The following is a 26,395-nucleotide window of genomic DNA, read 5'->3' as shown; positions in this document are numbered from 1 at the left end:
GGAGATGGTGGTGCGCTCCTTGCATGCGCAGGACACGACGGGCCCTGCCGGGGAACAGGAAGGAAAAGGGGGAGGGGGGCGCTCTGCGGCGCGAAGGTGGTCCGGTCCGCCCGGTGCCTCAAGGGTCAGCCGGGCGGACCGGTGTCACGGGAGACGGCGTGCGCTGTGGGCGGCGTAGTCGGCGAGGGTGCTGAAGCGGACCGGCTTTGTGGTGCGCGGGGCCTCGATGACGTAGCCGTGGCCGGCGTAGATGCCCACGTGCTCCGGGACCGCCGGGGTGCCGCGGCTGAACACCAGGTCGCCGGGGCGAAGTTGGTTCAGCGGGACGGCATTGCCTTCCTTGACCTGGGTGTACGTGGTCCGGGTCAGGGTGATCCCGGCCTTCTTGTACGCCTGCTGGGTCAGCGAGCTGCAGTCGCAGCGGCCCATGGGGTCCGGGCCGTGGGGCGCGAGGCACGAGCCGCCCCACTGGTAGAGGGTGCCGAGCTGGTTCATGGCCCAGGTGATGGCCGTCTTGGCGCGGGGGTCGGCGTCGGCGGGGATCGAGTACCCCTTGGGGACGGCCCCTTCGGGGATCGGTCCAGATCCGCTGCCGTCTTCGCCTGGAGCGCATGGGTCCGTCGCCGGGATGCCCGGGGTCTGGTCGTCGGCGGGCGGCTGGGCACCCTTCAGCGTCGGGGCGATGGCCTGCTGCAGCGCGCGGGCGAGGGGCTCCCACTGGGCGTAGGCGTTGGGGAATCCGCTCAGCTGGACGGCCTGCGCGGCCTGGGTGACCGTCATCTGCTGCCAGCCGGGGACCTTCAGCAGGCCCTGGTAGAACTTCGTGCTGGCGTAGGCGGGGTCGCGGACCTGGGCGGGGGTACCCCATCCCTGGCTGGGCCGCTGCTGGAAAAGGCCCAGCGAGTCGCGGTCGCCGTAGCCGAGGTTGCGCAGCCGGGATTCCTGGATGGCAGTGGCCAGGGCCACGATCTGGCCGCGCTCGGGCACTTCGAGCGTGATGCCGGTGGCGACGATGGTCCGGGCGTGGGGAATCTGCTCGGCGGGCAGGTCCAGTCCCTCGACGTGGACGTTCTGAGCGCCTGACCCGCCGAGCACGGCGGTGACCTGGCGCCGTACGGCGTCGGTGTCGACCGAGTCGGTGACGCAGGAGGTGCCCGGGCGCGGGGAGTGGCTCGCGGCTGCGGCGAGGACGGCGGTGCCAGCGAGCAGCGCGGGGGAGAGGCAGAGCACGCCGATCGCGGCGGCGATGCCTTTCACTCCCGGGCGGCCTCCGGCCGGCGGGCTGCGGGGATGTCACGTGGGGATGGAGAGGAAGGGGTCACGGGGAGGTCCTCGGGGTGGGCTCCGGCCGCACGGTGTGAAAGGGGGAGGGCCGTGCGGCCGGAGCGGTGGAGGTGGGCGAAGAGCCCCGGCTCGGGTGCGTGTTGCCTCACACACCCGGTGGGACGGGGGAGGTTACGGGCGGAACATGGGTGTGCCTCCTGGGACGTTCAAGGAGTGGCCCGCAGCGGCGGGCTGGTGGAGAGCGGGACGGCGGGGCGTCTTACGGGCGGAACATCAGCGAACTCCTGGAGGGGTGCCGGGGCGGGAAACCGGGATCGAACTGGGGTGCCTGGTGAGCGTTGCCTCGCCCACCAGGGCGGAAGGGGATTACGGGCGGTACATGGGCGGCCTCCCTGTCAGGGTCTGCGGCGGGCGGGCAGGGAACGGCGAGGCGGCAGCGATGGCTGCGTGCGGGGTCACGGACGGAACACAGGGGCCTCCTGCGGGAGAGGGGGAAACGGGGAAGGGTCGCCATCAGCGGTGTCCGCCGGGCAGTGACAAGACAGTAAGCCCGAATCCCCGGTCACCGAAATCACGGGCGGAATCCGCCTGATTTCCGGGGTTCTTGGTCGGCGATGCGTCTCAACCGGGAATCGTCACCTACAGTTTGGGACCTCCCCGCGCCGCCTGCCCGCATGTCTTGCGATGGCCGCCGCACGGTCTGGAGCCTTCCCGTCTGCATCCCTCACTGAATTGGGGTTCCCCTTTGTCGTTTTCCCTTCACCAGGGCGACGCGCTCAGCGTGCTCGCGACTCTGCCCGACGGCTGCGCCGATTCCGTCATCACCGACCCGCCGTACAACAGCGGCGGCCGAACTGCCAAGGAGCGCACGAGCCGCTCAGCCCGCCAGAAGTACGTCTCCGCGGACGCCCAGCACGCCCTGCCGGACTTTGTCGGCGAGAACATGGACCAGCGCTCGTACACGCTCTGGCTGACCCAGATCATGACCGAGGCCCACCGGGCCACCAAGGTCGGGGGCACGGCGCTGCTGTTCACCGACTGGCGGCAGCTGCCGGCGACCACGGACGCGCTCCAGGCCGCTGGCTGGCTGTGGCTGGGCGTCCTGACCTGGCACAAGCCGCAGGCCAGGCCGCAGAAGGGTAAGTTCCGGCAGGACTGCGAATTCATCGTCTGGGGCGCGAAGGGCAAGATCGACGCCGCCGCGAACCCGGTCTACCTGCCCGGCTTGTACAGCGCCTCGCAGCCCTCGGGCAAGGCTCGCCGGCACATCACGCAGAAGCCGGTCGAGGTGATGCGGGAGCTGGTGAAGATCGCCCCTCTCGGCGGCACCGTGCTCGACTTCTGCGCCGGATCGGGCAGCACCGGGGTCGCCGCGCTGCTGGAGGGTCGCGACTTCATCGGCATCGAGAAGACGAAGGAGTACGCGGCTGTTGCCTCCGAGCGCCTCACCGAGACGGTCCGGCAGGTGCATTCCCAGGGCGATTTCGACCTGACCTCCTGACCGGGCTGCACCACAGCCCGATCCCGTGGCAGGCGGAATATAGCGGCAGATCCCCGGTTTCCGAAACCGGGGATTCTCCGGACCATCAGGGCCATCGAATTCACGGCCCTGGCTGCAAGGAGAACCCCTTTCGTGTCCGAATCTGCCGAGCCCCGCCATGGCGGGGAAATAGAGCCGGTCCGTCTGCCAGACGCTGACCTCGAATCGATCGAGGCGTCCGTCCGCAAGCTGCTCGACCAGTCGGCCGAGCAGGCCCGCATGATCGACACACTGGCCTCCGTGCCGCCTGCGGACCCGATGGCCGCGAGCATGCCCTTCGCCGGGTTCCCCGCCATGCCGTCGTTCACCACCCCCACCCCGCCGCCGGACCCCAAGCCGATCTTGGAGCTGGAAGGCGAGGAGTACGAGGACGAAATCGCTGCGCTGACCGACTGGGTGGACGACCACCTCATGGACGTCTACGGCGCCGAGATCACCACCGCGGCACCATGGTGCGAGCAGTGGCAGGAGCACCTCGACGTCGTCGCGTGGCTGCACGCACTGTGGATGGCCTACCACCAGCACAAGGACGCCGAGGCCGGCCCCAGTGGCATGTTCGTGTGGCACCGGGACTTCCTCACCCACTGCATGGCTTACGTCCGTGCCCCCGGCGGCCCCCTGAGCGCCTGCCAGACCGACCCGGACCGTGCCGAGCATCGCCTGCTGCGCGGGCCGGGCCCCTCCGCACGGTCCGCCGCCCGCGAGTCGGAGGCCCAGACGACCGGCGGCACCCTGGCCCCGGACGGGGCCGCGTTGTGACGCACCCACCGCAGCCTCCGCCGGCGTTCGGCCTCTCCTTTCACCCCGATGCCCTCAACGACCTGCTCGCCGCTCCGGGCGACATGCGCGACCTGGGACTCGCCCTCATCCAGGACGTCGTGCGCGCCCAGGTGAGAGGGCCCGAACTCACCGCCGAGCTGACCGGCTACCGCAAGCTCTACCTCGGCTCCCGGGTGCAGTACCGCATCGTCTACGACTACCGCCCGGCCCCGCCCGGCTCCAGCCACCGCACCAACGTTCACGTCGTCGCCGTACGCCCCCGCGCCAAGCACGACATCTACGACACCGTCCGGGCCCGCGTCGGCCGCCCCCGCCCCGCAGCCGGGCCCCGCGCGTACGCGGCTCGTTCTCTCTCACCACAAGTCCGGCCCCGCCCTGCCTTCACGCCGGCGCCTCCAGCCGCAGCGTTCCCGGTCCCCGGACTCCCCGCACCCGCCCGCATCGCCACCACGAATTCCCCGAAGGGTCCTTCGCGATGACCAACCTCACCCAGTCAGCCTCCCTGCTCCAGGCCCTGATGACGGCCCTCCTCGCGCCCCGTCCGGCGCCGCATCCGCGCCACCAGGACCTGCTGGATGCTCGCGAACGTCAGCTGGAAGTGGAGGCGGAACTGAGCGCCTGGGCCAGCCGACCGCAGCCCACCACCGAAGCCGCTCAGGATAAGGAACTCGACGACCTGAGCAATCTGCTGGTCGAGCATGCGCAGGCGGGCCGACAGGTCTCGTACCTCCTTGGCGCCGACACCTGCTGCTCGCCGTGCACCGACCCCGAGCAGCCGCCGACCGTACTCAGTCGCCCCGCCGAGAACGCGATCTCGGCCTTCGCCGCCCCGTGCATCCTGGCCGCCTGCCTGGACGTCTTCGCCTTCCACGGGAGCCCGGACGCACTGTCCTCCGCCGACCTCGTCGCGGAGCTGCGCACCCTGCCCGGCATCGCCGAAGGACGCTGGCCGTACGCCGAACTCACCCAGACCCGCCTGGCCACCCTGCTGCGCCCGTACGAGGTGGCCAGCCGCGAGATCACCCTCGGCGACGGCCGGCGCCGCAAGTCCTACCGCCGCTCGGCCCTTCTGGCCGCCATCCCGGCCGACTGCGACTGCCGCCCGTCGTGACCGCCCGCGAATCCCCGGCAACCGCCCTGGACGCCGCCATTGAGCAAGTCGTCGGCGACCTGACCGTTCTGCATCACGACCATCTCCGCGGGCTGCTCCTGGAGGAGCGGGCCGCGCTCGCTGCCGTACACCGGGAACTGGTGAATGCCGAGGGCGCGGTCGCGTACCACCGCAACGTACTGAAGCGCCTGTCCTCCGGCAGCTACCCCCTGGATATCCCGCTCCTGGACCGCCTGCGCCGGACTGTGCACGACCTGGCCCAGGCCACGGCCGCCCGCGACCGGCTGCAGGAGGGTGTCGCTGCCGCCTTGGAGGCGGTCAAGGCCGCCGCCCCGGCCCTCGTCCCTGCTGACGACGAGCTGACGGCGCACGACTTCGCGGCGCTCCTCTCGCTCGCCGGCGGCGGCACGATGCGCGAACACCTCCTCACCCACCGGGTCTCGGTCCGAACAGTCCAGGGCCGTCTCATCGACCTTCCGGCATTCCAGCGCCTGGAATCCCACGGACTCGTCACCCGGGACACGTCCCGGGCGCTAACCGTCGGCCAGCCGGTCGTCTTGACCGACACCGGCCGGACCGCGCTGCTGGGCACCCGCCGTCCACCGGCCATGGCCACGCCTTTGCCTGCCCGCCCGGCCGGGGCCTGGCCGGCACAAGCCCGACAGCACTGACCCAAGGTGCCCCGGGGTTCGTCCCCCTCCGCCCCTGAAGAAGGAAGCCCGCCACACGTGCCTCTTCACCGACCCGACTACGAACTGGACGGCTTCGAGCCCGCCGATGACGGCCACCAGCAGCACTACGAAGATCTCGACATCTCTTCCTTCAAGGTGCTCGGCGAGTACCGCACGTACACCGACGCCTACTTCGTCCTCCTCGACGAGGGAGCCACGTACGGCATTCCGGGAAGCCCGCAGCTCCGAGCCGTTCACGTTTCCCGTGACCTGCGCGCCCGCACCTTCGAGGTCGACTCCAAGGAACTCCCGCTGTACGCGATGGCCCAGTCGTACCTGATAGCCCGAGGCTGTTCCTCCGACGCGCTCGACGCACCGGAGGGTGTGCACAACCCCGCAGACGACCGCACCAGGGCCCTGGAGGCGCGCGTCCGCGGAGATGGTGACCACTTCGCCCTGCTGGCCAGCTACACCGACGACATGCGCGACCCCGTACAGACGGTCGTGATGCTGCGCTCCCTTGACCCCCAGGCGGCGCCGGAATTCCGGATCCTGCTGGAGCAGTTCGACTGGGACTCCGACACTCACACCCTGCGCGAAGGCGGGTTCGAGACGTACGCCGCAGCGGTCGATTGGTGGGAGGCATGGTCGGACCAGGAGGCCCCTGCGCTACCGCCGCCGGCTCCGACCGCCCGCCGCAGCCCGGCCCAGACCGCCCCGGCGACACCCGTGCCGCCGGTCTCCCGTCGGCCTCAAGGACGCTGAACACGGCTTTCGCCGACCCCGTTTCGGCGGACCGGCGGCGCGCAATATAGCCGCCGATCCCCGGTTTCGGAAACCGGGGATTCTCCAGACCCTTTGCAACACCACCGCCCCACTGAGGGCGGTCACTTCCTGTTGTTCTGCCTGGTCTGGAGCCATCCGCTGTGTGCCACACACCCGCGTCCATCACCGCCACCGTCCTGAGTGGCACCTCATCCCGTTCCGCTGCCACCGCGGTACTCAGCCCCGTCACGCCCCTTTCGGCTCGGCGGGCCGAGCCGGTGCTCGCCTTCGCAGTCCATGCCCGTGCCGACGGTGACTCCGCGGCTGTCGGTGTGCTGCGGCGCGGGGAGCCGTTCACGGCTTCGGTCACCGACGGCGCCTGGCTGCACGTCACCACCGCCTCGGGCATCACCGGCTGGGTTGACGACGGTGACCTCCGTCGCGACGGCAGCCGTCGCCCGAACTGACCCGCCCGTACGTTCCCCTCTTCCAGGAGCCACCTTTCGTGTCCGACATCCCCGACGTCTTCGACGGCGACGTGCTCGGCTTGTTCGCCGAGCGGATCGAGGCCCAGTTCAGCCTGGGGCTGCCCGAACTGGCCCAGGCCGTACAGGCCGCTCCGCACGCCTACCCCAGTGCCACCCAGGTGGTCCGCTGGTACGCGCTGCTCACCGAGGCGCAGCAGGGAGTGGAGACGGCCGAGGACGCTCTGGTCTCCGCGCTGGAGACGGCGCCGGGGGACGTGCTGGACGACCCGGTGATGGAGTTGGCCCACCGTGTGAACTACGCGGTTGCCGCCCGTGACGGTCGGGCGCAGGTCCTCCGGTTCCTCTTGGAGTCCCCCGTCGAGCAGGCCCGCATCCAGCGGCGCTTCGGACCCCGGATGACAACGACCTTGCCCACTGCCGTCCCGGCACAGCCCGCGCGGATCAGGGGCGGTGCCCGATGAGCGACGCTTGCAAGCCCAGTACCCAAGACGCCCGCCTGGAGCAGGTGTTCGGTGGGCCCTTGGACCAGCTGCACCAGCGCGCGGTCCGCCCCGGCAGCTCGCCCGCCCTGGTCCGTGCCCTGGAACTGCGCGCCTTCCTCGCCGTGGCCGAGGCCCAGGTCGTACGCGTCCGCGACCGTGTCCACGCTGCCATGGCCCCCGACGCCGAACTGGACTCGCTGTCCTCGGACACGCTCCGGTTCGACGCCGAGTGGCTGGAGGCCGCACTGGCCGGCCGCACCGGCTACCGCATCGCGCTGGAGAAGCTGCTCTCCGCGATGCCGCCGCCAGCCGCCCGTCCGCCGGCCGCCCCCCTCCAGGTCCGGTCCGCTGTCGTGGGCAGCGGCCAGCGGCCTACGGCCCGCGCCCACCGGCGTCGAGGGCGTGGCGGCGGCACGGGGGCGCTGAGTGCCCGATCCGTACGCCGCCTCCCGGGCGGCGGGCGCGCAGATCGAAGCGCTCTACGGCCGCCCGGTCACCGGCCTCGCCGCGGACGCCGTGCCCGGCAGCATGCGCTACGCCCTGCTCAACAGCTTCGATGCCCTGCAGTACGCCGACCGCGCCGTCGCCTTCCACACCGAGCAGCTGCACCGGCTGACTCACCCCGACCGCACGATCGAATCCGTGGATGTCGGCCACATCTCCGACGCCACCCGCCGCCTGGCACACGCAGTCACCGTCCGCGACTCCCACGCCCAGGTTCTTGGCGAGGTTCTGAACAGCCTGGCTCGTGTCCCCGACACCGAGTCCCCGGCGCCCGCCTCCCGGGCCGCGGCCGTCACACCGGCCATGCCGCCGGTCGCGTCTGACGGGCCTGCCCGCTCGCGCTGACCCCCCTCCTTTCTCCTTCTTCTCATCCACCCCGCGCCGTCTGGAGTTACCGCCTTGGCTGCTGCCCGCCTGCCTTCCAACGACCTGCCCCGCGTTGCCGAAGCGCTGGAGATGATCACGCCGCGCTGGAGCGTGTGGGTGCTGATGACGCTGGCCTCCCAGCCCGGCCCGCTGCGCTACACCAAGCTCAAGGAGCACCTGCCGTGGCTCGGCGACGGCCAGCTCCACCCGCGGCTGCGGGCGCTCTCGGATGCTGGGCTCGTCGAGCGCACCGCACAGACCCGACTGCACGTCACCTACGGCCTGACCGCCCGAGGACGGGAGCTGATGCCGTCGCTGACCGCCCTGGCGGGCTGGGGCGACGGACACCTGGAGAAGAACCTCGTCCTCAACCCCGTCACCGGCAAGACGGAGCCGGAGCGGATCCCGGCTGCGCAGAACGCCGAGGACACCCTCGCCGTGATCGGTCACCGCCACGCCACCGTGCTGCTGTGGACCCTCAAGGCCCGCGGGACCTCGACCATGGCCGCACTCTCGGCCGAGGCGATGCCCGACCACAGCCCCAGCGCGATCTACCCGCCGATCCGCCGGCTCATCGACGACGGCCTGGTCGCCGTCACCCGCGATGACGCCGCCTCGCTGCAGCTGACCGCCCCGGGCCAGGCCCTCGCCCCGATCTACCTGGCTCTTTCGACCTGGGCCACCGCCCGCCCGCTTCCCGAGGCCCAGGCACACCCCGTCTGGGGCGCACCCCGCATCCCGGCCGCCACCCGCTCCGGGCAGTGGGCCGCCCACCAGGCCCGCAAAACCAGCCCGGCCGTGGCCGTAGCCCAGCCGCCGGCCCCCGCCCCGGCCACCGGGTGGCGGCCCATGGACCTGTTCTCCGCACCGACCAGCGGACCGAGCCGGTGACCCCCAACCGACCACTGCCATGTTCCGGCCGCCCGCCGCCGGTATCCCCTCGCTCCCGGCGCCCTGGCGCTGAGCCCTGACGGAAAGCCCCCCGTTGACCGCTCGCTCGACCGCCACCGCCCCGCCGGCCACGTACGGATCCGTCCTCGGCAGCCGCTACGTTGCCCGCCTGCTGGGCGGCACCCTGATCGGGCGCCTGCCCAACGGCATGGTCCCCGTCTCCCTGGTCTTGTGGATCACTGCGGGCGGCGGGACGCTGGCGTTCGGCGGACTCCTCGCCGCGCTCTACGGCCTGGCCTCGGGCCTCTCCCAGCCGGTCAAGGGCCGGCTGATGGACAGGTACGGGCAGACCCGGATCTCCATCCCGGCCGCCGTGCTCAACTCCTCCTGCTTGCTGGCGCTCCCGTGGGTCGGTGCCGACGGACAACAGGTGGTGGTGACCGCAGTCGTGGGGTTCGCCGGGCTGATCACCCCGCCCCTGGAAGCCGGACTGCGGGCTTTGTGGCCGACGGTCCTGCCGGATCCGGGGCGGCGGCGCGTCGTGCAGGCCCTCGATACCGGCTCGCAGGGACTCCTCTACGTGGTGGGCCCACTGCTCGCCTCGTGGCTGGCGACCGCGCACGGCCCCGATACCGCTCTGCTGGCGACCGCGACACTCGGCCTGACGGGCTCGGCGATCGTCCTGACCGCCGGTCCGTCGAGGACATGGCGGCCGACCACAGAGGGCGGCGCGGGTACCGGACGGCTGATGAGCAGCGGGCTGGTCATGCTGTTCGCCGGCCTGGCGGGGACCGGGTTCACGCTCGGCGCGATGAACGTCTGGGCCGCGGACATGGCCGCCGTACAGGAGCAGCCGATGCTGTCCGGGCTCCTTCCCGCCATGTTCTCCACCGGCAGTTTCCTGGGCGGCCTGGTCTACGCCCGCAGGACCTGGCCCGGCACCACGACCACGCAACTTCTCTGCACCAGCGTCCTATTCCTCCTCGGCTGGCTTCCCCTGCTGGCCGACCCAGGCCCCCGAACGGCCGTCGGCCTCGTGGGGATACCGGGCCTCTTCCTCACCTTGATCATCACCAATGGCTTCCACACGGTGGACGCCCTCGCCCCGGCCTCCCGCACGACCGAGGCGTACGCCTGGCTGATCCTCTCGGTCGGCACCGGGCAGGCCGCCGGCACCGCGCTCGCCGGAGCCCTCTCCACCAGCCCGCAGATCCTCGCTGCCCTGCCCGCCGCGGGCGCCGCAACTGCGCTGACCGTCCTGATCGCCGCCCGCCCCAAACTCGGCCCCGGCCGACGCCTGGGCCGCCACCGCCGTCCACGCCACAGCCACCCGCGTCACTCGGTCTCGACGCCCCGCTAGCCGCTGTTGCCGCCCGCTCGGACCGCCGTCACCGTCCAGCCGGTCTGCTCCCCGAACGTATCCGCCCCACCCCGGAAAGACGATGCCCCCCAAGCACGCTGCCGTCCTGCGGCCACCCACCGGCCGACATGTCCGCACTCCCGACTTCGGACCCGTACGCGGCGTCTACGTCCCGCGTACCGCCGATGCCGGCGCCTTCGCGATGAGTACGTATGGCATCCCGCTGCTCGTCCTGGCTGTCACCGACTCGGCCACCTTGACCGGCTTGGCCTTCATGCTCGAATGGGTTCCCCGCCTTGGGGCGTTCGCCCTCGCGGGCGCCGCCGTGGACCGGTTCGGCAGCACACGGGTCCTTCGCATCGCCTCGGTCCTGCGCGCGGCGGTCGTCCTCGCCGCAGCCGCCGTCCTGCCCTCCGTGGGCGAGGGAACCGGCGCCGTGATTGCCGTCATGACACTGGCCGCCACGACAGGCGTCCTCACCGAGTTCTCCTACATCGCGGCCGAGACCGCGGGCGGCGCCGCGAGCCGGGACGCCGGAGGCCATGCCCACCGCGTCCAGGCCGTCCTGCTGGGCATCGACCAGGGCGCCACCCTGGCCGGCCCGGCCCTGGCCGGCGTGCTGCTCCAGTACAGCGGCGCCACCGGCATGCTCCTGATCATCGCCGCCTGCTCCCTGCTCGGCGCGGCCCTGGCCCCCCGTCAGCGTCCCGTCTGGCCCCAAGAGGCCCCGGTACCCGTCGCCCAGGGCCTCAAGATCGGATGGCGGACCCTGCGGTCGCTCCCCGCCCTGGGGTGGTTGTGCGTCGGGCTGGTGCTGTCCAACTGCGCGATCGGCCTCGTGCAGGCCGCTGGCCCCGTCCTGGTCATCAAGCAACTCGGCGGCACCAGCAGCCAGGTCGGCCTCGTCTGGTCGGCCGCCGCCATCGCCTCCCTGGCCATGGTCACCCTCGCCCGCTTCGCGATCGACCGCGCCGGCCTGTGGCCGGTAGGAGCTGCCGCAGCCGCCCTCGCCTCCCTGGCCTGCCTAGCTCTGGCAGCCGCCGACACCTACACCGTCTTCCTGGTCCTGGTGGCGCTGCTGATGGCCGGCGAAGCGGGCATGACCGTGGTGCTGCGCACCCTGCGCGCCCACCTCGTCCCGGCCGAGGTGTTCGGCAGCACCCTCTCGCTGATCATCCTGCTGCTCCTCGCGCCGTTCCCCCTCGCCGGAGCCCTGGTCGCGCTCACACCACCGGACCTGCTCGGCCACGCCATCACCGCCTGCGCCGTCCTGCAGGCCGTCGGCCTGGCCGTGGCCTTCGCGAAACTCCGCACCCATCCGGCCACCCGCCGCCCGCTCCCCGCCTGACCCCTCCCACCCCGCCTGCCATCCCGAACAGGACCACCATGCCCGAGCCCACCGACTCCACCCAGCCGCAGCACCTTCGCCTCCGCCTGCGCGAAGTGGCCGCCCTCGACGACGAGGCGTTCGCCCACTACCTGCAGGAGCGCTTCGAGCACCTGGTGACGGCCGCGATAGCCGATGCCGGCGGCCACCTCCGCCCCGCCCAGCACGACCTGCTCCACGCTCCCGCCCGCCTGCACGAACTGCGTGACGCCCTCACCTTCGCCGAGGGCGACCTCCAGGTCGCCGTCGAGCGGATGGCCTACCACCAGGACCCGCGCACCACCCGCACCGCCCGCCAGCTGAGGCAGGTCCGTACCGCCCGCCACCAAGTCCACCGGGAAACCGCCGCGCTGCGCCGGTCCGAAGACCGCACGCGCGAATCCGAGGAGACTCCTTCGACGGACACGGTCACCACGACCCGGGGCTGGCTCTCGCAGGCGTATCCCGTCCTCTTCGCCCAGCTCCTCGCCCAGGCTCACGCCGCCGCAGGGCTGCCCGCGCGCCCGCTGGCCAAGGACATCTTCGACACCGTCGAGGAAGGCTGGGCCGATGGCTACCTCCCCGCGCCCCGCACAGCGGAGGTCGACCGCCTGCTGTCCATGGGAGCCGTGGCCTTCCGCAGCGCTGTCGCCGATGACGCCCGCAATCAGAACGACCGCGATCCGGCGCTGCGCCACCCGCTGCTGCAGCGGCGCTGGAACACGGCACTGGAGGAACTGACCAGCCTGACCGTGCCGGTGGCCCGCGCCTCCAGTTCCTCGGCCCTGGGCTCCCTGCCCAACGGGTTCGCCGACATCCCCGAACCCGACGCCTTCAAGGTCCTCAATGCGCGCCGGTTCCTGGTCGCGGCCTGGCAGCGCCGAGCCGAGCACAACCGCCTGATCCACCAGTACGCGATCACGGTGACCGACCGGCGCCGCGCCGCCCCCGACCACGATCTACGGCGCCAGGCCATCGACGCGGCCCTCGACCGCCTCGTCGCCGCGCAGCCTGCCGCCGCCGCCCGCATCCTGGCCCGCCTTCGCCCGTACGCCACCGCGGACGGAAGGCTCGAGCCGGACACCTTCACCCCGGCCCTGCGCGCCCGTGCCAAGCGCGAGGTCCTCGCCGACCTCGCCGCCATCCGGAAGCTGGACACCGTGTTGCCCTCCGCGCTCCCTCCCCGGCCGGCCCTCGCCGCCCCGGCTGCCCTGACCGCCACGCTCTGACCGCACCCCCTTCGTTCGTGGAGACGCCCTTGCCTTCATCCGCCCCCCAGGCCGCCGCCACCGTGGACGGCGACGTCTACGTCACCCCCCGCTACCTCGCCGGATCGCCCGGCTACGGCGATGCCGGCTTCGCCCCCGTCAAGCATTGGCCCCACCATCACCTCGACGAGGGCCCGCACCAGCTCGTCATAACCAGCCCGGACCACCGCATCCGGATCGGCTGGGCCGGAGACGACTACGACCTGTGGACGATCAGCGCCGCGCCCGACGCGGTCTCCGGACCGCAGTGGACCGCGATCGTCAACCAGAACACCCCGCCCGAGCTCGTCGCCGCCCTCACCACCGCCCTCGCCCGGGACTGGGCCGACGGCCAGGACCGCTTCCTCGCGGCCCCGTCGGCGTACTGGGCCGACAGCCTGGCACCGCTGGTCGCCGCCGGCTGGCAGCGCACGGGCGCCGAGGTCGGCACCGTGGAGCTGACCGCCCCCGACAGCAACGCGGGTGTCTACATCAACCGCTCCCGCCGCGACCTGCCGGACGGGACGGAACTGTGGGCCGGCCCTCCCGGCTGGGGCACCCGCGCGGAGATCACGTTCAGCCCCCGTACGCCCTCCCACCTCATCGCGGCCACCGCGGAGGCGTTCACCGAGACAACTCCCGTGGCCCGCTGGCAGCAGGGCCTCCACCGTCAGCTCGCCGCCCTCGCGCAGCTCACGCCCGTCGTACCGCCCCGCCCTCCGGTGCCGACTCCCCGCGATCTCCGCCCCCGCATTGGCGTCCGCCCGCCCGTCGCGGTCGGCAGCGTGCCGCGCTGGAGCACCGCCACCACCCCCTCCGCTGCCCTTCCCGCCCGCGGCGCTGTACGCCGCTGACCGACAACGAGGACCCCCCTTGGCCCTGTTCACCGAACAGTTCTTCGCCGACCACCTCACGCTGCCCTACCCCGAGGCCGCCGTCGTCGGCCATGCCTACTACGCCGCCCCCGCCCCAGACCTCCCGCTGCGGCTCCGCATCGACTTCGCCCCCACGATCTACGCCGACCGCTACGACGGGCTGCGACTGCAGATCGTGCACCTCGACAAAGGACCGATCGACACCGCCGTGCTGCGCTTCGCCGACCACGGCGCCTTCGACACCCGAGACCGGCGCCTCGGACACAAGCCCGGCCAGGGCGAGTACGGCACCTTCAACGACTGGAACCACAGCGAGCACCCCCCGTGGGTCGGCATCGGCGTTACCCGGCTGCGGGCCGCGATCGACCAGTACGTACGCCTGTGGATCCCCGGCGCTCCACCGGTACGGACCAGCCAGCCCCCCGCCGCCGCATCCCGGCAAGTTCGGACCTCTGCCGCCCGGGCGCGGTGACCACTCTCCTGCCGTAAAGCCCCGCCCCTCGGCCGTCATTGGCCCATCGCGCCTACTGACTCACCGCCGCCCGCACCCGACTTCCCCTCTCCACCGACAGGACCCTCTCCTCCTTATGCGCCTTCGCCCCGCCCACCCCGCCCACCTCGCCGTCGCCGTCGCCGCCCTCGCGGCAGGCACCCTGCTGCCCGCGACGGCCATGGCCGCCCCGGAAGCCTCCGTGGTGCTGGGCCCCGGCTACACCATCCCCGACTCCGAGGGACACGCCGCCTCCAGCCACATCGGTGCCTACGGCCCGCCCGGACCGGCCGTCCACGGCGACACCGAGACCTACTGCGCCGACCCCGAGCGCAAGGGCCCGGCCGACTCCGGAGGCTACGGCGACCCGCAGCCGGTCCCGTCCTGGACGTCGTCGGTGACCGGGAAGCCCGCCACCAAGGAGAACCTGGCCCAGGCCGCCTATGTGATCGGCAAGTACGGGCAGACCCGCGACAACGCCCAGGCCGCTGCGGTCGACGCCGTGGTGTACGAGTACCTGGCCGGCGGCACCTACGCCCTCGACGGCGACCGCGGCAAGCAGTGCCTGGCGTACCCGGTCGTCTCCCCGACCGCCCGCACCCTCGCCCAGGGCTACGTCGCCGAGGCCAAGAAGCTCGCGGGCCCCTACACCCTCCAGATCACGCCGTCGGTGAAGACCACCACCGCCGGGACGAAGGTCACCGTCGCGGTGAAGGTCACCACCACCGCTGGCACGCCGGTCCCGAAGGTTGCCGTCACGCTCGCCGAGTCGGGCTCAGGCACTGCATCCGGCAAGGTCACCACCAACGACAACGGCACGGGCGCCTGGGAGTTCACCGCAGAGAAGGCCGGGACCGCCAGCGTCACCGCGACGGCCGAGGGGCTGCCCGCCATCGGGCTGCAGGTCCTCACGCCCAAGAACCCGGCCGCCCAGCGGATGCTGCTTGCCGGGGGCACTACCAGCGTCAGGGACTCCGCCGCCATCACCGTCGGCGAGGCCACCGGCGGCGTGACGATCCGCAAGAAGGACCCCGAAGGCACCCGCCTGGTCGGCGCAGCGTTCCAGCTCCTGGACTCCGACGGCAAGCAGGTCGCCGTAGGCAAGACGGACGAACAGGGCAACCTCGTCTTCGACAAGCTCCCCGCCGGCACCTACCGGCTGCGCGAGACCTCCTCCGGCAGCCCCGTCCACGACCTGATCGCCGAGCAGACCATCACGATCACCGCCGGACGCACAGCTCAGGCCAACGCCCTCGACCTCGTCGACCCGTTCAAGAAGGCCCGCCTGTCGGTGAAGAAGACCGACAAGAACACCGGCAAGACCCTGCCGGGCGCGGTCATCGCCATCCGCGCCGATGAGACGGACAAGACCGGCAAGCACACCCCCGGCAAGGTGATCACCAGCGTCACCACCGGGACCGACGGCACCGCGACCGTGCCCCTCGACGTCACGCTCAAGGCGGGCACCCGCTACTGGGCCGGCGAGACCAAGGCCCCCGAGGGCTACCAACTCGACGCCTCACCGGTCGCGTTCACCGCTCGGCCCGGCGCCGACGTCACCGTCACCCTCGCCGACAAGCCCACCGCGACCACGCCGCCGAGCCCGAGCACCCCGCCCGCGACACCCCCGGCCACCACCCCGCCGACGACGCCGCCCGGATCCCTCGCTCACACCGGCGCCGACGCCACCACCTGGCTGGCCGTCGGAGCCACCGCCCTGCTCGCCGCAGGCGGCGGCCTCTACCTGATCAACCGCCGCCGCCGTACGGGCGGCGCCCCCAGCTGACCCCCCGCGCTGCCGGGCTCCGCTTTCGGAGCCCGTGCCACACCGTCCCGCACCGCACGATCCCGCCCGGAGCACCCCTGATGAAGCACCGCCCCTTCCTTTTCACCGCGCTCGCCGTGACCGCCGCCGTCGCCCTGACCGGCCCGGCCACCACCGCCACCGCAGCCCCCTCCCCGTCCACCGAAGCCCCCAAGGATCAAGGCGCCCCTGCGGCGGCGGACAAGGCCGGGCTGCGCATCGTCAAGACGGACCCCGAAGGCCAGCCCGCCCCTGGAGCCGCCTTCCAGCTGCTCGACTCAGCGGGCAAGACGCTCGCCGAGGGCAAGACCGGCGCCGACGGCACCCTGGCCTTCTCCGATCTCGCCCCCGGCGTCGTACGCCTCAAGGAGACCGCCTCCGGCAGCCCGCTGCTGGGCACCGTCCCCGACCAGGACGTCGTCGTCGCCCCCGGCGAGCCCAAGGTCCTGGCAATCACCGACCCGTACAAGTCCGCCGGCCTCACCCTCAAGGTCACCGACAAGGCCACCGGCAAGGGCCTGGCCGGAGCCATCGTCAACATCGCCCCGAAGGACGCCAAGGACGACAAGGGCGCCTTCACCCTCACCACCGGCCCGGACGGCACCGCCAAGGGCCCCCTCCCCGTCGGTAAGAAGACCGGCAGCGCCTACACCGCCACCGAGACCAAGGTCCCGGATGGCTACCGACTGGAGACCACCCCGGTGGAGATCACGGCCAAGCCCGGAGCCGAGACCACCGCGGCCTTCACGAACGCGGCCACGGCCAAGCCCACCGAGGAACCGACGGGGAAGCCGACGGCCAAGCCCACCGGCGATCCCACCTCCCAGCCCACGCCGACCGGCTCGCCCTCGACCGGCACCGGGGAGCCGACCGATGCGGCATCCCCCTCCAGCAGCCCGGAGATCGGCACCGCTACCGCGACCCCCACTGCACCTGACGTCAAGCCCGAAGGCTCCCTCGCCCACACCGGCGCCGACAGCACCAACGGGTGGCTCCTGGCAGCCGGCGGCCTTCTCCTCGCCGCCGGAGGCGGCGCCGTCTACGCCGCCCGCCGCCGTAAGAACGACGAGAGCGACATCGGCACCGGCCAGCACCGGCGCACCGACGACAACTGACACACCAGCACGATCACCGGCCCCGGGAACTCGATGAAGTTCGCGGGGCCGCTGCGTTCCTCCGCTGCGCGGACCTGAACCAGTCGACAGCCCGCAGTCGATCTGGGATCAGTTCCAAGCAGAGTTGCCGCGGCAGGAAGAGCGCCGATCGGTTGCGGCCGTATCGTGCTTCGCACGCCCGTTCTGATCTTCTTGCGGTAAATGCCATGGTTTACCAGGCTGTTGTCCGCGATGATGGTGCGGTGCGAGTGACTCGACTGTTGATATCGGACTTCCGGGGCTGGAAGTCCCTTGACCTCCGCCCTCGCGATCACGCGGTTGTGGCCGGCGTGCCCCGTTCTGGCCGCAGTGATGCTATCGAGGCCCTGGCGCGCGTGCTCGACCCGGGAGCGGCGCATCCTCCGTCATTGTCGGATCTCCATCAGAGTGTGCCTGCGGCCGGGGATCGCGATGACGGTAGTCCCGGGTCCGAGGCCGACTTGAAGGCGGCGTCGCCCAAGCCGGCAGAGCCGCTCCGGGCGTCCGTGGCAGAGGTGGAGGTCACCCTGTCCGATCTCGACCCGGAGGTCGAGCAACTGGTCGACGGCTACCTCGAGCCGCTCGATGTGATGGGGATGGCCTCCGAGAGTGATCAGGCGGACCCGTCCGCTCCCCAGTGTGTTCGTCTCACCTATCGGCTCAGCTACGACCCCGAGACCGAGGCGCTGGAGTCCGTCGTCTACTACCCGCTGCGCAGCAATCCGGAGACCAATCAATTTGTGCGGGTGTCGGCTGCTGTGCGCCGGGCCCTTCCAGTCATCACCCTCAACGCGGGGGTGCCCCTGCAGCTTCGAGCAGGCGGGAACCTGCGACGGTACATCGAGGACCGGGACCCCAAGGCTGCCGTCGCCGCCTTTGAAGTCCTGCGCGATGCCGTCGGCGAGGCCGTTACCGTTCTGTCCCAGGACCCGGCCGTCACCGCAGCCGTGGACGCCGTCCTGGCCGTGGGCGGCACTGGGAAGCGGCTCGGGGACAGCCCGATCACCGCCGGGGACGTTGGTTTTTTCACCGAGGACGGATCCGTCGGCGCACTTCTGCGTACGCTGCGGGCCGCGCTGCGTCTGGACACCGCCGGACCGCTGACCCTGACGAACCACGGCAGCACCGTGACCGCAGTCCTCTCCATGGCCGAGGCCATGCTGCTCGCGGACGTCCCCGGCGCGGTGGTACTCGCCGATGACTTCGGAGACCAGCTCGACGCCGCCACGGCCGAGCATCTGGCGTCGCTAATCCGCAACCGGTCGGGGCAAGCCTGGCTGTCGACCCGCCGGCCTGAAGTGGCGCGCGCATTCGAACCCGGCGAGGTGGTCCGCCTGGTCCGCCACGGTAGCCAGCGGACCCACCATCAGCTCCCTCAGGTCAGCGACCACAAGCAGCTCGTTGCGCACCGCCAGCTCCACACGCAGCTGCTGCCCGCGCTCACCGCGCCCGTCGTCGCGGTCACCGAAGGGCCGCACGACGTCGCGGTCCTCGGCATGGCTAACCGGCGCTACCCTCCTCATAGGCTGCCCCTGTCCGCCTATGGTGTCCGCCTGATCGCCGCTGGGACGGGTTCCGATGGCGGCATCGACCAGGTCCCTCGCATCGCCGATCTCGCCAAGCAGCTCGGCTTCCGCGTGATCGGCGTAGTGGACGCTGACAAGCCCTCGCAGCAGTCGACTGATCAACTCGACAGAGTCAAGAAGGCGTGCGACATCGTCGTCCAGCTTCCGGAGAACACGGCGATCGAACGCGCGATTACCGCTGGCGTCCAGTTGACTCAGCTCGCGGAGGCCAGTTCGCTCCTTACCGTATTCGGTCAGCCGGATCCCCTGGCTGCCGAAGCCACTGAGCAGACCGTCACGAACCTCTGCAAGACACTCCACAAGAAGGGCCTGCACGAGCCCTTCCTCGACGCCCTGTACCGCGGGCTGCAGCCTGGGGTCACGGAAGCGCAGAATGGGGAGCCGGAAGAGGAGAGTCCCGTGGTGCACCCGCCACTCTTGGCGGCCATTCTGGACGCCATCGCCACGGCAGCCGATTCCAGCTACAGCGGCCCCACGATGATCGTCCTTGAGGGTGTCAGCCGCCCTGTTGAGGACACAGCGTGACGTACGAGGCCAAGGGAGAACAGCAGGCCGTCGTCGAGAGCGCCGCGCCGGTTCTCGTCGTGCTCGGGGGTGCCGGAACGGGCAAGACCACAACTGCCGTCGCAGCTGCCCGCCGCCACATCGAAGACGCCGACGAGCGACTCACGCTCCGACGCCGAGCGGCCCACCAGGCTGGCCGAAGGACGAGGCTGCCCGCACCAGAGCGGGTCCTCTTCCTCTCCTTCTCCCGCACCGCGGTGGCGCAGATCATCGACCGCTCGTCCGACGTGATCGGACCGCTGGCCTCGCGCCTCGAAGTGGCTACGTTCCACAGCTTCGCCTGGCGCATCATCAACAGCTTCGGCCCGCACCATGGGTATCCTCAGCCCCTCTCGGTTCTGAGCGAAGCGCAGCGCCTCGTCGGCGGTGCCGGACCCGGGCTTACCTATAGCCAACTAGTCCCAGTGGCCATGGAGTTGCTGGGCCTGGAAAAGGTGCGCAACCACTACAGCAAGCGGTACGGCCTCGTCATCTGCGACGAGTTCCAGGATACTGACGACCAGGAATGGCTGTTCCTCCAGCAGATCGCGCCGGCTGCACGCCGCATCCTGCTGGGCGATACCAAGCAGTGCATCTACGCGGGCTTCAAGCACATCGATGCCGACGCGAGGATCGCCGAAACGATGCAGATGTCCGGCGCCGTGAGGATCATGCTGCCGCCGCTCAGCTACCGCGATCCGAGCGGAACTCTGCCGGCCGCTGCGGAAGCTGCCATGCGACGCGACTTCACCCATGACGCCATTCGCACCGCCGCCAGTGCGGGGCGCATCTCGGTCACCGACTACACCAGCGGCTACGGCCATGCCGAAGTCATCGACCTCGCACGCCGCGCGCGGAAGGCCGGGGACACCGTCAGCATCTTCACCCACACCAACGTGGCGACCTCCAGCCTGTCCGACGCGCTCCTCGCGGACGGACTCGTGCACGAGCAAGTCGGCCTCACCGAGGCACACGGTGAGGCACTCGCCGCGCAGCTGTCCCTGGTGAAGTACGCCCTTGACCTTCCCGACCCTGGGGTTCTCCGCGCCCTGGCTGTCTACGTCCAGGCCACGGAACGCAAGGGCAACAGGGTGGTGCCGCTCGCCCAGCAGATGCTCAACCCGGCGACCAACCTGCCCCTGCGCAACGCACTGCAGCGACTGGCACGGGACCTGCAGGCCTCGGTCGGCGAGGGCGGGCAGCCCGACATTGGGCGACTCTCCGAAGTGATCACGAGCGCCTACGGCACGGTCGGTGCTGCCCGCGGCCAGGAGACCTGGATTCAGGCAGCCCGTCAGACGAGCATTGCCCTACGTCACGCGGGCCAAGGCTCCTTCGATGCTGCCGCGGTCGAGCAGGAGCTTCTCCGCGTACGCGACGAAGCTCTGGTCGGGACGTGGACAGCTCGACGAGCCCCGATTCAGGTGATGAACCTCCATCAGACCAAGGGGCGGGAAGCCGACACTACGATCTTGCTTCTCGGAAGCAACGAGTTCCACGGCTCCGAAGGAGAGCCGTACCCGACCGGCTCCAAATTGTTGTACGTCGTGATGACCCGAGCCCGGCAGAAGGCGCACCTCGTTGTTCCCAATCTGGTGCATGGCCTCTGGCAACCCCTTGTTGCGGCCCTGCGTTAGAAATGGCTGCTGTCCTCAGCTTCGTAGGTGACCGGCGGATCACAGCTGTGCTGCGGATCGGCATGGTGGCTGCCATCGGTGACCCCCGTCCGATTGGGTTCGCTGCTGAGGGCCTCGCATGGATCACAGGGTGACAGTTCGCTGATGGCAGACGTGAAAGACCCTGCAAGGACTGGTGCAACGTTGCAGCGCATGTGAACCTAGACGACCTTCCCCCAACTCGGGGTTTTACCAGGTCAGAGAGGTGATGCTTGTGACCGTGGAGCTGTCGAACGCCGGATTCCGTACCACGATCGAGAAGTTGCGCTTGCATAGCTGGCTTCTGGGGCCCGGTCAGCCGACCGAGGTCATCGACTGCTTCCCCGAAGCGAACGGCGACTTCACCCTCATCGTCGATGACCGGGCCGACACCCATATCTCCTCGGTCGACGGCAGGCTCTATCTCGGGTGGTTTCCCGACGGCCGGCCCGGGGCCGAGGACGAGGGTTGGGTCCTGGCCGTCACCGGCACCGCCAAGGTTCCCGGCTACCGTGTCGTCTTCGATCCGCAGACCCCGGCACGGCTCGTGGCCGCTACCGTTTCCGAGGTGCTCGCCACCGCTCGACGGCAGTAGTGCCCACTCCGCCTGGAGGCCGGGACGCTCGCCTCCCGTCCTCCAGTTGCTCGCGCGTCCTTCCGTGGTCCGTTCCCGCAGGCCGCGCGGCGCACATCCGCACCCACCACAACGCTTTCCACCCGTGAGGAGAACCGTGGCCCCCCAGCCCGAGCCCGGCGCCGAGATGACCGTCGCCGACCTGATGGAACACCTGTCTGCGGCGGACCCGGCCGCCCGCGTTCGGCTCGCGATCAACCCCTTCTTTCCCATGGCTCACAAGATGGGCACCGTGACAGTGGGCACGGACCAGGACGGGCGACCGATCGTCTATCTCGCAGAGGACGCGGAGGCGGTGCAATACGGGTACCTCCCCAGGCCGGTCGCCGAGGCCCTTACCTGGATGCCTCCGGTCGAGCCTCCTGCTCGTAGACGGCGGCTGCGTGCCGTCTCCGACGACGATACGAGCCGCGACACCCCCTGACGACAAGGAGCACTTCTGCCCCCGTCCCCTGATTTCCCTTCCCTTCCCGCGTACTGGGTCACCCCGCGCCATCTCGCCGGCGACGATGGCTTCCTTGCCGACCAGGTCGGCTCCCATCTCACCGCGGCGGGCTGGACCAGCCTCACCCTCGTGCGAGGCCGACGTGAGCCCGACGAATCGGACGACGCCCGGCAGGTTCTTCGCAGCACCGTCCTGTACATCGCTCCGGACGCTCTGAGCTGGGCGCAGTGGGTGCTGGCCGACGAGCCCATCCTCCTGGGTGATCAGCCGGTGGCATGGACGGTCTCTGCCCGCGCCACCCCCGCCAGCCTTCCCCAGTGGAATGCGTACTTCTCCGCCGGCACCCCGGCCGAGGTCGTCACCGACTTCCTGCTCGCCCTGGAGGACCGCCCGGATCCCGCCCACGGCTACGCCGGACCGCAGGCGGTTCTCGACGCGCTCGCCAGCAGTGGCTGGATCGGCGACATAGATATCCCCACCGCCATGTCCGACCCGCGGCTGGCCGCCACCATGGCCTTGACCGCTTTGCCGGACGAAGGTATTCAAGACGGCGACCCCCTCGTCCTCGATCCCGAGGTGGAGGCGGCGGGATGGCAGGCATGGTGCGAACCGAGGATGGGCGGCGGGCTCCTGTGGGCCGCCATGTTCTCCGCCAGCACGCCACACGATCTCGTTGCGGCCTTCGCCGCCTCCCTGGCCTCACCCGCACCGGTGCTGCGCCACACCCTGCCGGAGAGCAGCGAGGGCCAGCTCACTGTGCAACCGACTGTCTGATACCCCGACGGCCGGACCCCTTTGGGTCCGGCCGTCGGCCTTTTGCGTCGCAATACGGTCATCGATTGATGTGCGGCTCCAGAAGACGGTCGCGATGCCCGCCGACGACCGATACCCCGCCCGGCCTCAGCGCTTGTGCGCGAGTCGGGCGGGGCGCCATGCGAAGGCGGTCGCCTTTGGCCACCGGTCATCGGCCGTGGCCCGTGGTACCTCCGGGCGGCTGGTCGCCGGGCTTGTGCCAGCGCACAGCCGGGAGGCCCCCGTCTGCAGCCAGGTTTTCCGTGAGATGGGCAGCACGGGCGGATGCCGGAGCGGCGCACCGCCCGGGCGTTGTCTGCGCCGAGCAGGGACTGCAGCTCGGCGAACGCCGCCGTGGCTCGCTCGCTCTCCGGAAGCGCGATTTCATCGCGGCGCCCGGTGGGCCTGGCGCCAAGGATCTGCGTCCGGTCTGCTCCGAGGGCAGCGAGTGCCAGCATCAGCCGCACTTGCGGATCGCCGGCGGCGGCGAGACGGGCGAGGGCCTCGGTGGACACGAACTCGGTCACGGAACCTCCATATAGGACAAAGATGAGGGCAAGGGGGTTCAGCGGGCTGTTGCCTTGGCCAGGGCGGTCTGCCCATGGACGGCGACTTCCGCTGGGCTGCCGGAGATGACCAGCAGCACGGCTCCGTCGCGAATCACGGTCTGCTGGACGACGGTGCGCTGCCCGCCGGCGATGACGGTGAGGACCTGCCCCCACTGCTCGTCACCGAGACGGGGCACCGGCACCGTCTGGGTGCGGACCTCCGCCACGGTGGTGGCGGTGACCAGTTGGTACGACGGGCAGGCACCCATCGCGGTCATGATCCGCCTGACCCCGCGGAAAGGTCCTTGGGCGGCGCGGAATACAGCTCCTCGGTCAGCTGGGTGCCGCCGGGGCCGACGAGGACTCGCTTCCCCTGGTTCGGGAACATCGTGTACGGGTTGCCTGCGGCGCTGCCCAGCTGCTCCAGCTGCGGGCAGCCCTCGACGGACGCCTCGGGCGAGCCTGTGGATGCGGCGGGGCGGGCAGCGTAGCCGGGGCCGAGATCGTCGGCGGTGAGCAGCCGGTCCGCCAGCCGCTCCGACGGCAGCACTTCGTGGTTGCCGGTGGTGGGCATGGAGGTCTCCGCCCGAGGCGCTGCAGACGCTGTGTCGGAGGGCGGGGCGGAACAGCTGGTCAGCGCCCAGAGGGCGAGGCAGGTGCTGGTGAGGACGGTGGAATGGCGCCGGCGCATGTGGGTTCCCTGGGTCGGATACGGGTGTGCTGACCGTGGCCGCCTCCTCGGAGCGGCAGGGAAGGAACACAGGGGTCCAGGGGCGCGGTACCCGTTCAGTGGCCGATGGAGCGCAGGCCCTCCTCGAGCGTGCCGAACTTGCCGTTGCTCGGTCCGCTGTTGCGGTTGTACCAGGCCACGTCCAGCCGCGGCTCCAGGGTCTCGTGGCCGTCGCGGCAGCGCAGCCAGATCCGCCCCTCGGTGCACAGGACGACCCAGTCCCGGTACGCCTCGCACTGTGGGCAGGCACGGACATCGCCTTCGATGACCAGGGGGCGCGGCCATGGCATGAGCCGGCCCGCCAGGTCGTCATCGGTGTCCATGCGGAAGTCCGGCGGCAGGAAGTCGTCCACCACCGGGGCGGCCGGAGCGGGGGCGGGCGTCTGCTGCACCGGGTCGGGCCACTGCGGCTCCGGGTGCGCCAGCCACGGGACACCCGCCGGCCCCAGCTCCGTACGATCCTGCTTGGCCTTCCTACGACCGAACACTCGGGCTCCCCTCCCAGTCGGCTCCCCGCACACGGCGGTGGGTCAAGAAGCGTGCCCCATGGGCCCCACCTGCGGCAACTCACAAACTCCTGAAAGCCTGGTCACCTCCGGCGGCGCTGCGTGCCCTTCGCTGCCGGGCTCTCGGCCTTCGGTCCGGTGGGACCCGACGAGGCGGTGGCGCCGTCGGGCAAGGGCATCGCGTGGGCGTCGGCCGGTAGGTCCGCAGCGCGGCGCAGCCGCCACACCAGCACGTCGGACACCGACTCGGCGCTCCCCAGCTCCCGTCGGGCGGCGGCGTCGGCCAGCAGGGCGGTGGCGTCGTACCCGGCTGCCTCGGCATCGGCCAGGGTCGCCGCCAGCGCCGACCATCCGGCTTCGGCCAGGACCCGCTCCGCCAGCTCCGCCGGCAGCGCTTCCCGGACCCGGAGGACCTGGCGGCGCAGCACCGGAAGAGCCAGCGACCGGCCCCGTACGGCCAGCACTCCCATGGGCTGCGCGGAGGCGGCTCGGTAGGCGGTCCGCAGGTGCTCTGCCGCCAGGTGGGCGGCGGCGGCCTGCTGCGCGTGTGCCTTCTTCGCATGCCAGTGCCCGGCCACGGTCACAAGGAAGAACACAGCGTCGATCACCATCGCAGTCGTCGCCCCGTCCTCCCCGCGCCCCAGGGCGGGACCGCTGTAGACGAGATCGCGAGCGGCCTGCCGCAGCGCCCGGTCGTGCCCACGCTCGGCTCGTACGTGAGAACGGGACGCCCTCTCGAACACGAAGGCGGCATCACGCAGTTCACGGCGGGTGTGGGCGGCACTCGTCTTCGCGAGGGCGTCGAGGATCTCGCCGGCCGCGGCGATGTACGCGGCCGTCGCCGCGTCGTCCGTCCCGTCCATGACGAGGATCGCCTGCCACACCGCCGCGCTCGCCCGACGCCGGGCCTGCGCCGGCCCCGACGCGGCCACCGGCTCGACGATCGGTTCATCCTGCCTGCGGCCGGACCAGCGCTCGCGGATTCGGGGCAGGGACAGATCTGCGGCGAGCTGCGAGCCCGGGTAGAAGATCGGTTCCCCGTCCTTGTTGAGGTCCCCCTGCAGGGCGACCGTGTAGCCCAGAAGGTCTCCGGAGGGTGCAACGCGCTTGCGGACCAGCGCTCCGGAGGCGCCCAGCCGCTCGAAGAACTCCTCCTCGCTGGCAACGCCGGCTGCTGCACGTCGTACGGTCTCCCGCAGTTCCTCCCTGGGCGTGCGCTCGCGTCCCATGCGATCGGCCTTATGGCGTTCGGCGCTGGTGGGCCGCTGGGCGGCGGTGCCGTCACCAGGGTTGAGCTGACGCAGGCCCAGTTCCTTCTCCAGGAGCCGGGCTTCGGCCTGGACGCGGACGGCGTCGAAGTCGAGGTCGGGCCGGTAGCCGTCCTCGCGGACCAGGGTGGCCAGGATGTGGATGTGATCGTCGGCATGCCGGACGGCGACCCAGCGGCAGCCGGAGCCCTGCTCGGGGTCGTCGATGCCGGCGGCGGCGACCATCCGGCGGGCGACGTCGCCCCACTCCTGGTCGGACAGGGTCCGGTCGGTGGGCGCGTTGCGTACCGACAGGTGCCACACATGCTTCGTCGGCCGCTCGTTCTCGTGGAGGTTGGCCAGGGGCTGGTCGAGGAGTTCCTGGAGCTGCTTGTAGGTGACTTCGGGGTCGCGGCCAGGGTCGGGGGCGGCGTGGTCCCAGGAGGCCACCAGGTGCGGGTCGATGTGTTCCTCGGCTTTGCCGGGCCCGTACAGGTAGTACAGAAGGCCGATGGTGCGCGTCCCGCGCTTGTGGATCTTGGGGACCATGAC

At 71.1% G+C, this 26,395-nt stretch carries 27 protein-coding genes; 22 read left to right on the top strand and 5 right to left on the bottom strand.

Annotation, left to right across the window (positions count from 1 at the left end; all coding sequences use genetic code 11):
- Nucleotides 1-144: 144 nt before the first annotated feature.
- Complete coding sequence (locus OG625_RS05755; protein WP_329376975.1) at nt 145-1,257, bottom strand: C40 family peptidase; 1,113 nt, start codon at nt 1,255-1,257, stop codon at nt 145-147.
- A 772-nt stretch (nt 1,258-2,029) separates the two neighbouring features.
- Between OG625_RS05755 and OG625_RS05750 the strand changes: the two genes are divergently transcribed.
- The 22 genes from OG625_RS05750 to OG625_RS05645 all read left to right on the top strand — a co-directional run bounded on the left by OG625_RS05750 (nt 2,030) and on the right by OG625_RS05645 (nt 22,794).
- The gene (locus tag OG625_RS05750) at nt 2,030-2,785 is read left to right on the top strand and encodes a DNA-methyltransferase (protein WP_252310298.1); all 756 of its coding nucleotides are present in this window, start codon (nt 2,030-2,032) and stop codon (nt 2,783-2,785) included.
- A gap of 132 nt (nt 2,786-2,917) precedes the next feature.
- A complete protein-coding gene (locus OG625_RS05745; RefSeq protein ID WP_329376974.1) occupies nt 2,918-3,583 on the top strand; it encodes a DUF4913 domain-containing protein in 666 nt (221 codons plus the stop codon).
- Nucleotides 3,580-4,083: a hypothetical protein gene (locus OG625_RS05740; protein ID WP_252310299.1), complete on the top strand. Its 504-nt coding sequence runs from the start codon at nt 3,580-3,582 to the stop codon at nt 4,081-4,083. The genes OG625_RS05745 and OG625_RS05740 overlap by 4 nt, the downstream gene beginning before the upstream one ends.
- On the top strand, nt 4,080-4,715 hold the full coding sequence (locus tag OG625_RS05735) for a DUF3631 domain-containing protein (protein WP_252310300.1): 636 nt from the start codon (nt 4,080-4,082) through the stop codon (nt 4,713-4,715). Before OG625_RS05740 ends, OG625_RS05735 begins: the two co-directional genes overlap by 4 nt.
- Nucleotides 4,712-5,386 (top strand): hypothetical protein, encoded by a 675-nt coding sequence (locus OG625_RS05730; protein ID WP_252310301.1) that lies wholly within the window; start codon nt 4,712-4,714, stop codon nt 5,384-5,386. The genes OG625_RS05735 and OG625_RS05730 overlap by 4 nt, the downstream gene beginning before the upstream one ends.
- A gap of 57 nt (nt 5,387-5,443) precedes the next feature.
- Nucleotides 5,444-6,151, top strand: a complete 708-nt coding sequence (locus OG625_RS05725) for a hypothetical protein (protein WP_329376973.1) — start codon at nt 5,444-5,446, stop codon at nt 6,149-6,151.
- Between the two features lie 161 nt (nt 6,152-6,312).
- Nucleotides 6,313-6,618, top strand: coding sequence for an SH3 domain-containing protein (locus OG625_RS05720; RefSeq protein WP_329376972.1), 306 nt, complete (start codon nt 6,313-6,315; stop codon nt 6,616-6,618).
- Between the two features lie 38 nt (nt 6,619-6,656).
- Nucleotides 6,657-7,100 carry a hypothetical protein gene (locus tag OG625_RS05715; protein ID WP_329376971.1) on the top strand — a complete coding sequence of 148 codons (444 nt, stop codon included), beginning with the start codon at nt 6,657-6,659 and terminating at the stop codon, nt 7,098-7,100.
- 447 nt (nt 7,101-7,547) lie between these two features.
- Entirely contained in the window at nt 7,548-7,970 is a 423-nt protein-coding gene (locus OG625_RS05710; RefSeq protein WP_329376970.1) for a hypothetical protein, read from the top strand.
- A 54-nt stretch (nt 7,971-8,024) separates the two neighbouring features.
- Complete coding sequence (locus OG625_RS05705) at nt 8,025-8,882, top strand: winged helix-turn-helix transcriptional regulator (RefSeq protein ID WP_329376969.1); 858 nt, start codon at nt 8,025-8,027, stop codon at nt 8,880-8,882.
- Nucleotides 8,883-8,976: 94 nt separating this feature from the next.
- A complete protein-coding gene (locus OG625_RS05700) occupies nt 8,977-10,242 on the top strand; it encodes an MFS transporter (RefSeq protein ID WP_329376968.1) in 1,266 nt (421 codons plus the stop codon).
- 82 nt (nt 10,243-10,324) lie between these two features.
- The gene (locus OG625_RS05695) at nt 10,325-11,590 is read left to right on the top strand and encodes an MFS transporter (RefSeq protein WP_442816231.1); all 1,266 of its coding nucleotides are present in this window, start codon (nt 10,325-10,327) and stop codon (nt 11,588-11,590) included.
- A gap of 38 nt (nt 11,591-11,628) precedes the next feature.
- Nucleotides 11,629-12,837: a hypothetical protein gene (locus tag OG625_RS05690; RefSeq protein WP_329376967.1), complete on the top strand. Its 1,209-nt coding sequence runs from the start codon at nt 11,629-11,631 to the stop codon at nt 12,835-12,837.
- A 29-nt stretch (nt 12,838-12,866) separates the two neighbouring features.
- Nucleotides 12,867-13,709 carry a DUF317 domain-containing protein gene (locus OG625_RS05685; RefSeq protein WP_329376966.1) on the top strand — a complete coding sequence of 281 codons (843 nt, stop codon included), beginning with the start codon at nt 12,867-12,869 and terminating at the stop codon, nt 13,707-13,709.
- Between the two features lie 19 nt (nt 13,710-13,728).
- Nucleotides 13,729-14,202, top strand: coding sequence for a hypothetical protein (locus OG625_RS05680; RefSeq protein WP_327416375.1), 474 nt, complete (start codon nt 13,729-13,731; stop codon nt 14,200-14,202).
- A gap of 115 nt (nt 14,203-14,317) precedes the next feature.
- On the top strand, nt 14,318-16,006 hold the full coding sequence (locus tag OG625_RS05675) for an MSCRAMM family protein (RefSeq protein ID WP_329376965.1): 1,689 nt from the start codon (nt 14,318-14,320) through the stop codon (nt 16,004-16,006).
- Nucleotides 16,007-16,086: 80 nt separating this feature from the next.
- On the top strand, nt 16,087-17,139 hold the full coding sequence (locus OG625_RS05670) for an MSCRAMM family protein (RefSeq protein WP_329376964.1): 1,053 nt from the start codon (nt 16,087-16,089) through the stop codon (nt 17,137-17,139).
- Nucleotides 17,140-17,672: 533 nt separating this feature from the next.
- Nucleotides 17,673-19,268: a hypothetical protein gene (locus OG625_RS05665; protein WP_329376963.1), complete on the top strand. Its 1,596-nt coding sequence runs from the start codon at nt 17,673-17,675 to the stop codon at nt 19,266-19,268.
- A complete protein-coding gene (locus OG625_RS05660; protein ID WP_329376962.1) occupies nt 19,265-20,923 on the top strand; it encodes a UvrD-helicase domain-containing protein in 1,659 nt (552 codons plus the stop codon). Before OG625_RS05665 ends, OG625_RS05660 begins: the two co-directional genes overlap by 4 nt.
- 247 nt (nt 20,924-21,170) lie before the next feature.
- Nucleotides 21,171-21,536, top strand: a complete 366-nt coding sequence (locus OG625_RS05655; RefSeq protein ID WP_443067866.1) for a DUF317 domain-containing protein — start codon at nt 21,171-21,173, stop codon at nt 21,534-21,536.
- A gap of 166 nt (nt 21,537-21,702) precedes the next feature.
- Nucleotides 21,703-21,999: a hypothetical protein gene (locus OG625_RS05650; protein ID WP_329390459.1), complete on the top strand. Its 297-nt coding sequence runs from the start codon at nt 21,703-21,705 to the stop codon at nt 21,997-21,999.
- Nucleotides 22,000-22,149: 150 nt separating this feature from the next.
- Nucleotides 22,150-22,794 carry a DUF317 domain-containing protein gene (locus OG625_RS05645; protein WP_329376960.1) on the top strand — a complete coding sequence of 215 codons (645 nt, stop codon included), beginning with the start codon at nt 22,150-22,152 and terminating at the stop codon, nt 22,792-22,794.
- Nucleotides 22,795-23,377: 583 nt separating this feature from the next.
- On the opposite strand, the gene OG625_RS05640 is transcribed toward OG625_RS05645, so the two are convergent.
- The 4 genes from OG625_RS05640 to OG625_RS05625 all read right to left on the bottom strand — a co-directional run bounded on the left by OG625_RS05640 (nt 23,378) and on the right by OG625_RS05625 (nt 26,392).
- On the bottom strand, nt 23,378-23,638 hold the full coding sequence (locus tag OG625_RS05640) for a hypothetical protein (RefSeq protein ID WP_329376959.1): 261 nt from the start codon (nt 23,636-23,638) through the stop codon (nt 23,378-23,380).
- Complete coding sequence (locus OG625_RS05635; protein WP_329376958.1) at nt 23,635-24,051, bottom strand: hypothetical protein; 417 nt, start codon at nt 24,049-24,051, stop codon at nt 23,635-23,637. Before OG625_RS05635 ends, OG625_RS05640 begins: the two co-directional genes overlap by 4 nt.
- Before the next feature lie 95 nt (nt 24,052-24,146).
- A complete protein-coding gene (locus OG625_RS05630) occupies nt 24,147-24,578 on the bottom strand; it encodes a hypothetical protein (RefSeq protein WP_266949433.1) in 432 nt (143 codons plus the stop codon).
- A gap of 101 nt (nt 24,579-24,679) precedes the next feature.
- The gene (locus OG625_RS05625; protein ID WP_329376957.1) at nt 24,680-26,392 is read right to left on the bottom strand and encodes a relaxase/mobilization nuclease domain-containing protein; all 1,713 of its coding nucleotides are present in this window, start codon (nt 26,390-26,392) and stop codon (nt 24,680-24,682) included.
- Between the last annotated feature and the right edge of the window lie 3 nt (nt 26,393-26,395).

The organism is Streptomyces sp. NBC_01351, assembly GCF_036237315.1.
GTDB lineage: Bacteria > Actinomycetota > Actinomycetes > Streptomycetales > Streptomycetaceae > Streptomyces.
This window is presented reverse-complemented; position numbering and strand designations above follow the sequence as displayed.

Coding starts and splice junctions, on each gene's coding strand:
- OG625_RS05735 (WP_252310300.1), top strand. CDS start 4,080: ATGACCAACCTCACCCAGTCAGCCTCCCTGCTCCAGGCCCTGATGACG.
- OG625_RS05695 (WP_442816231.1), top strand. CDS start 10,325: ATGCCCCCCAAGCACGCTGCCGTCCTGCGGCCACCCACCGGCCGACAT.
- OG625_RS05690 (WP_329376967.1), top strand. CDS start 11,629: ATGCCCGAGCCCACCGACTCCACCCAGCCGCAGCACCTTCGCCTCCGC.
- OG625_RS05675 (WP_329376965.1), top strand. CDS start 14,318: ATGCGCCTTCGCCCCGCCCACCCCGCCCACCTCGCCGTCGCCGTCGCC.
- OG625_RS05670 (WP_329376964.1), top strand. CDS start 16,087: ATGAAGCACCGCCCCTTCCTTTTCACCGCGCTCGCCGTGACCGCCGCC.
- OG625_RS05655 (WP_443067866.1), top strand. CDS start 21,171: ATGCTTGTGACCGTGGAGCTGTCGAACGCCGGATTCCGTACCACGATC.
- OG625_RS05650 (WP_329390459.1), top strand. CDS start 21,703: ATGACCGTCGCCGACCTGATGGAACACCTGTCTGCGGCGGACCCGGCC.
- OG625_RS05640 (WP_329376959.1), bottom strand. CDS start 23,638: ATGACCGCGATGGGTGCCTGCCCGTCGTACCAACTGGTCACCGCCACC.
- OG625_RS05635 (WP_329376958.1), bottom strand. CDS start 24,051: ATGCGCCGGCGCCATTCCACCGTCCTCACCAGCACCTGCCTCGCCCTC.
- OG625_RS05625 (WP_329376957.1), bottom strand. CDS start 26,392: ATGGTCCCCAAGATCCACAAGCGCGGGACGCGCACCATCGGCCTTCTG.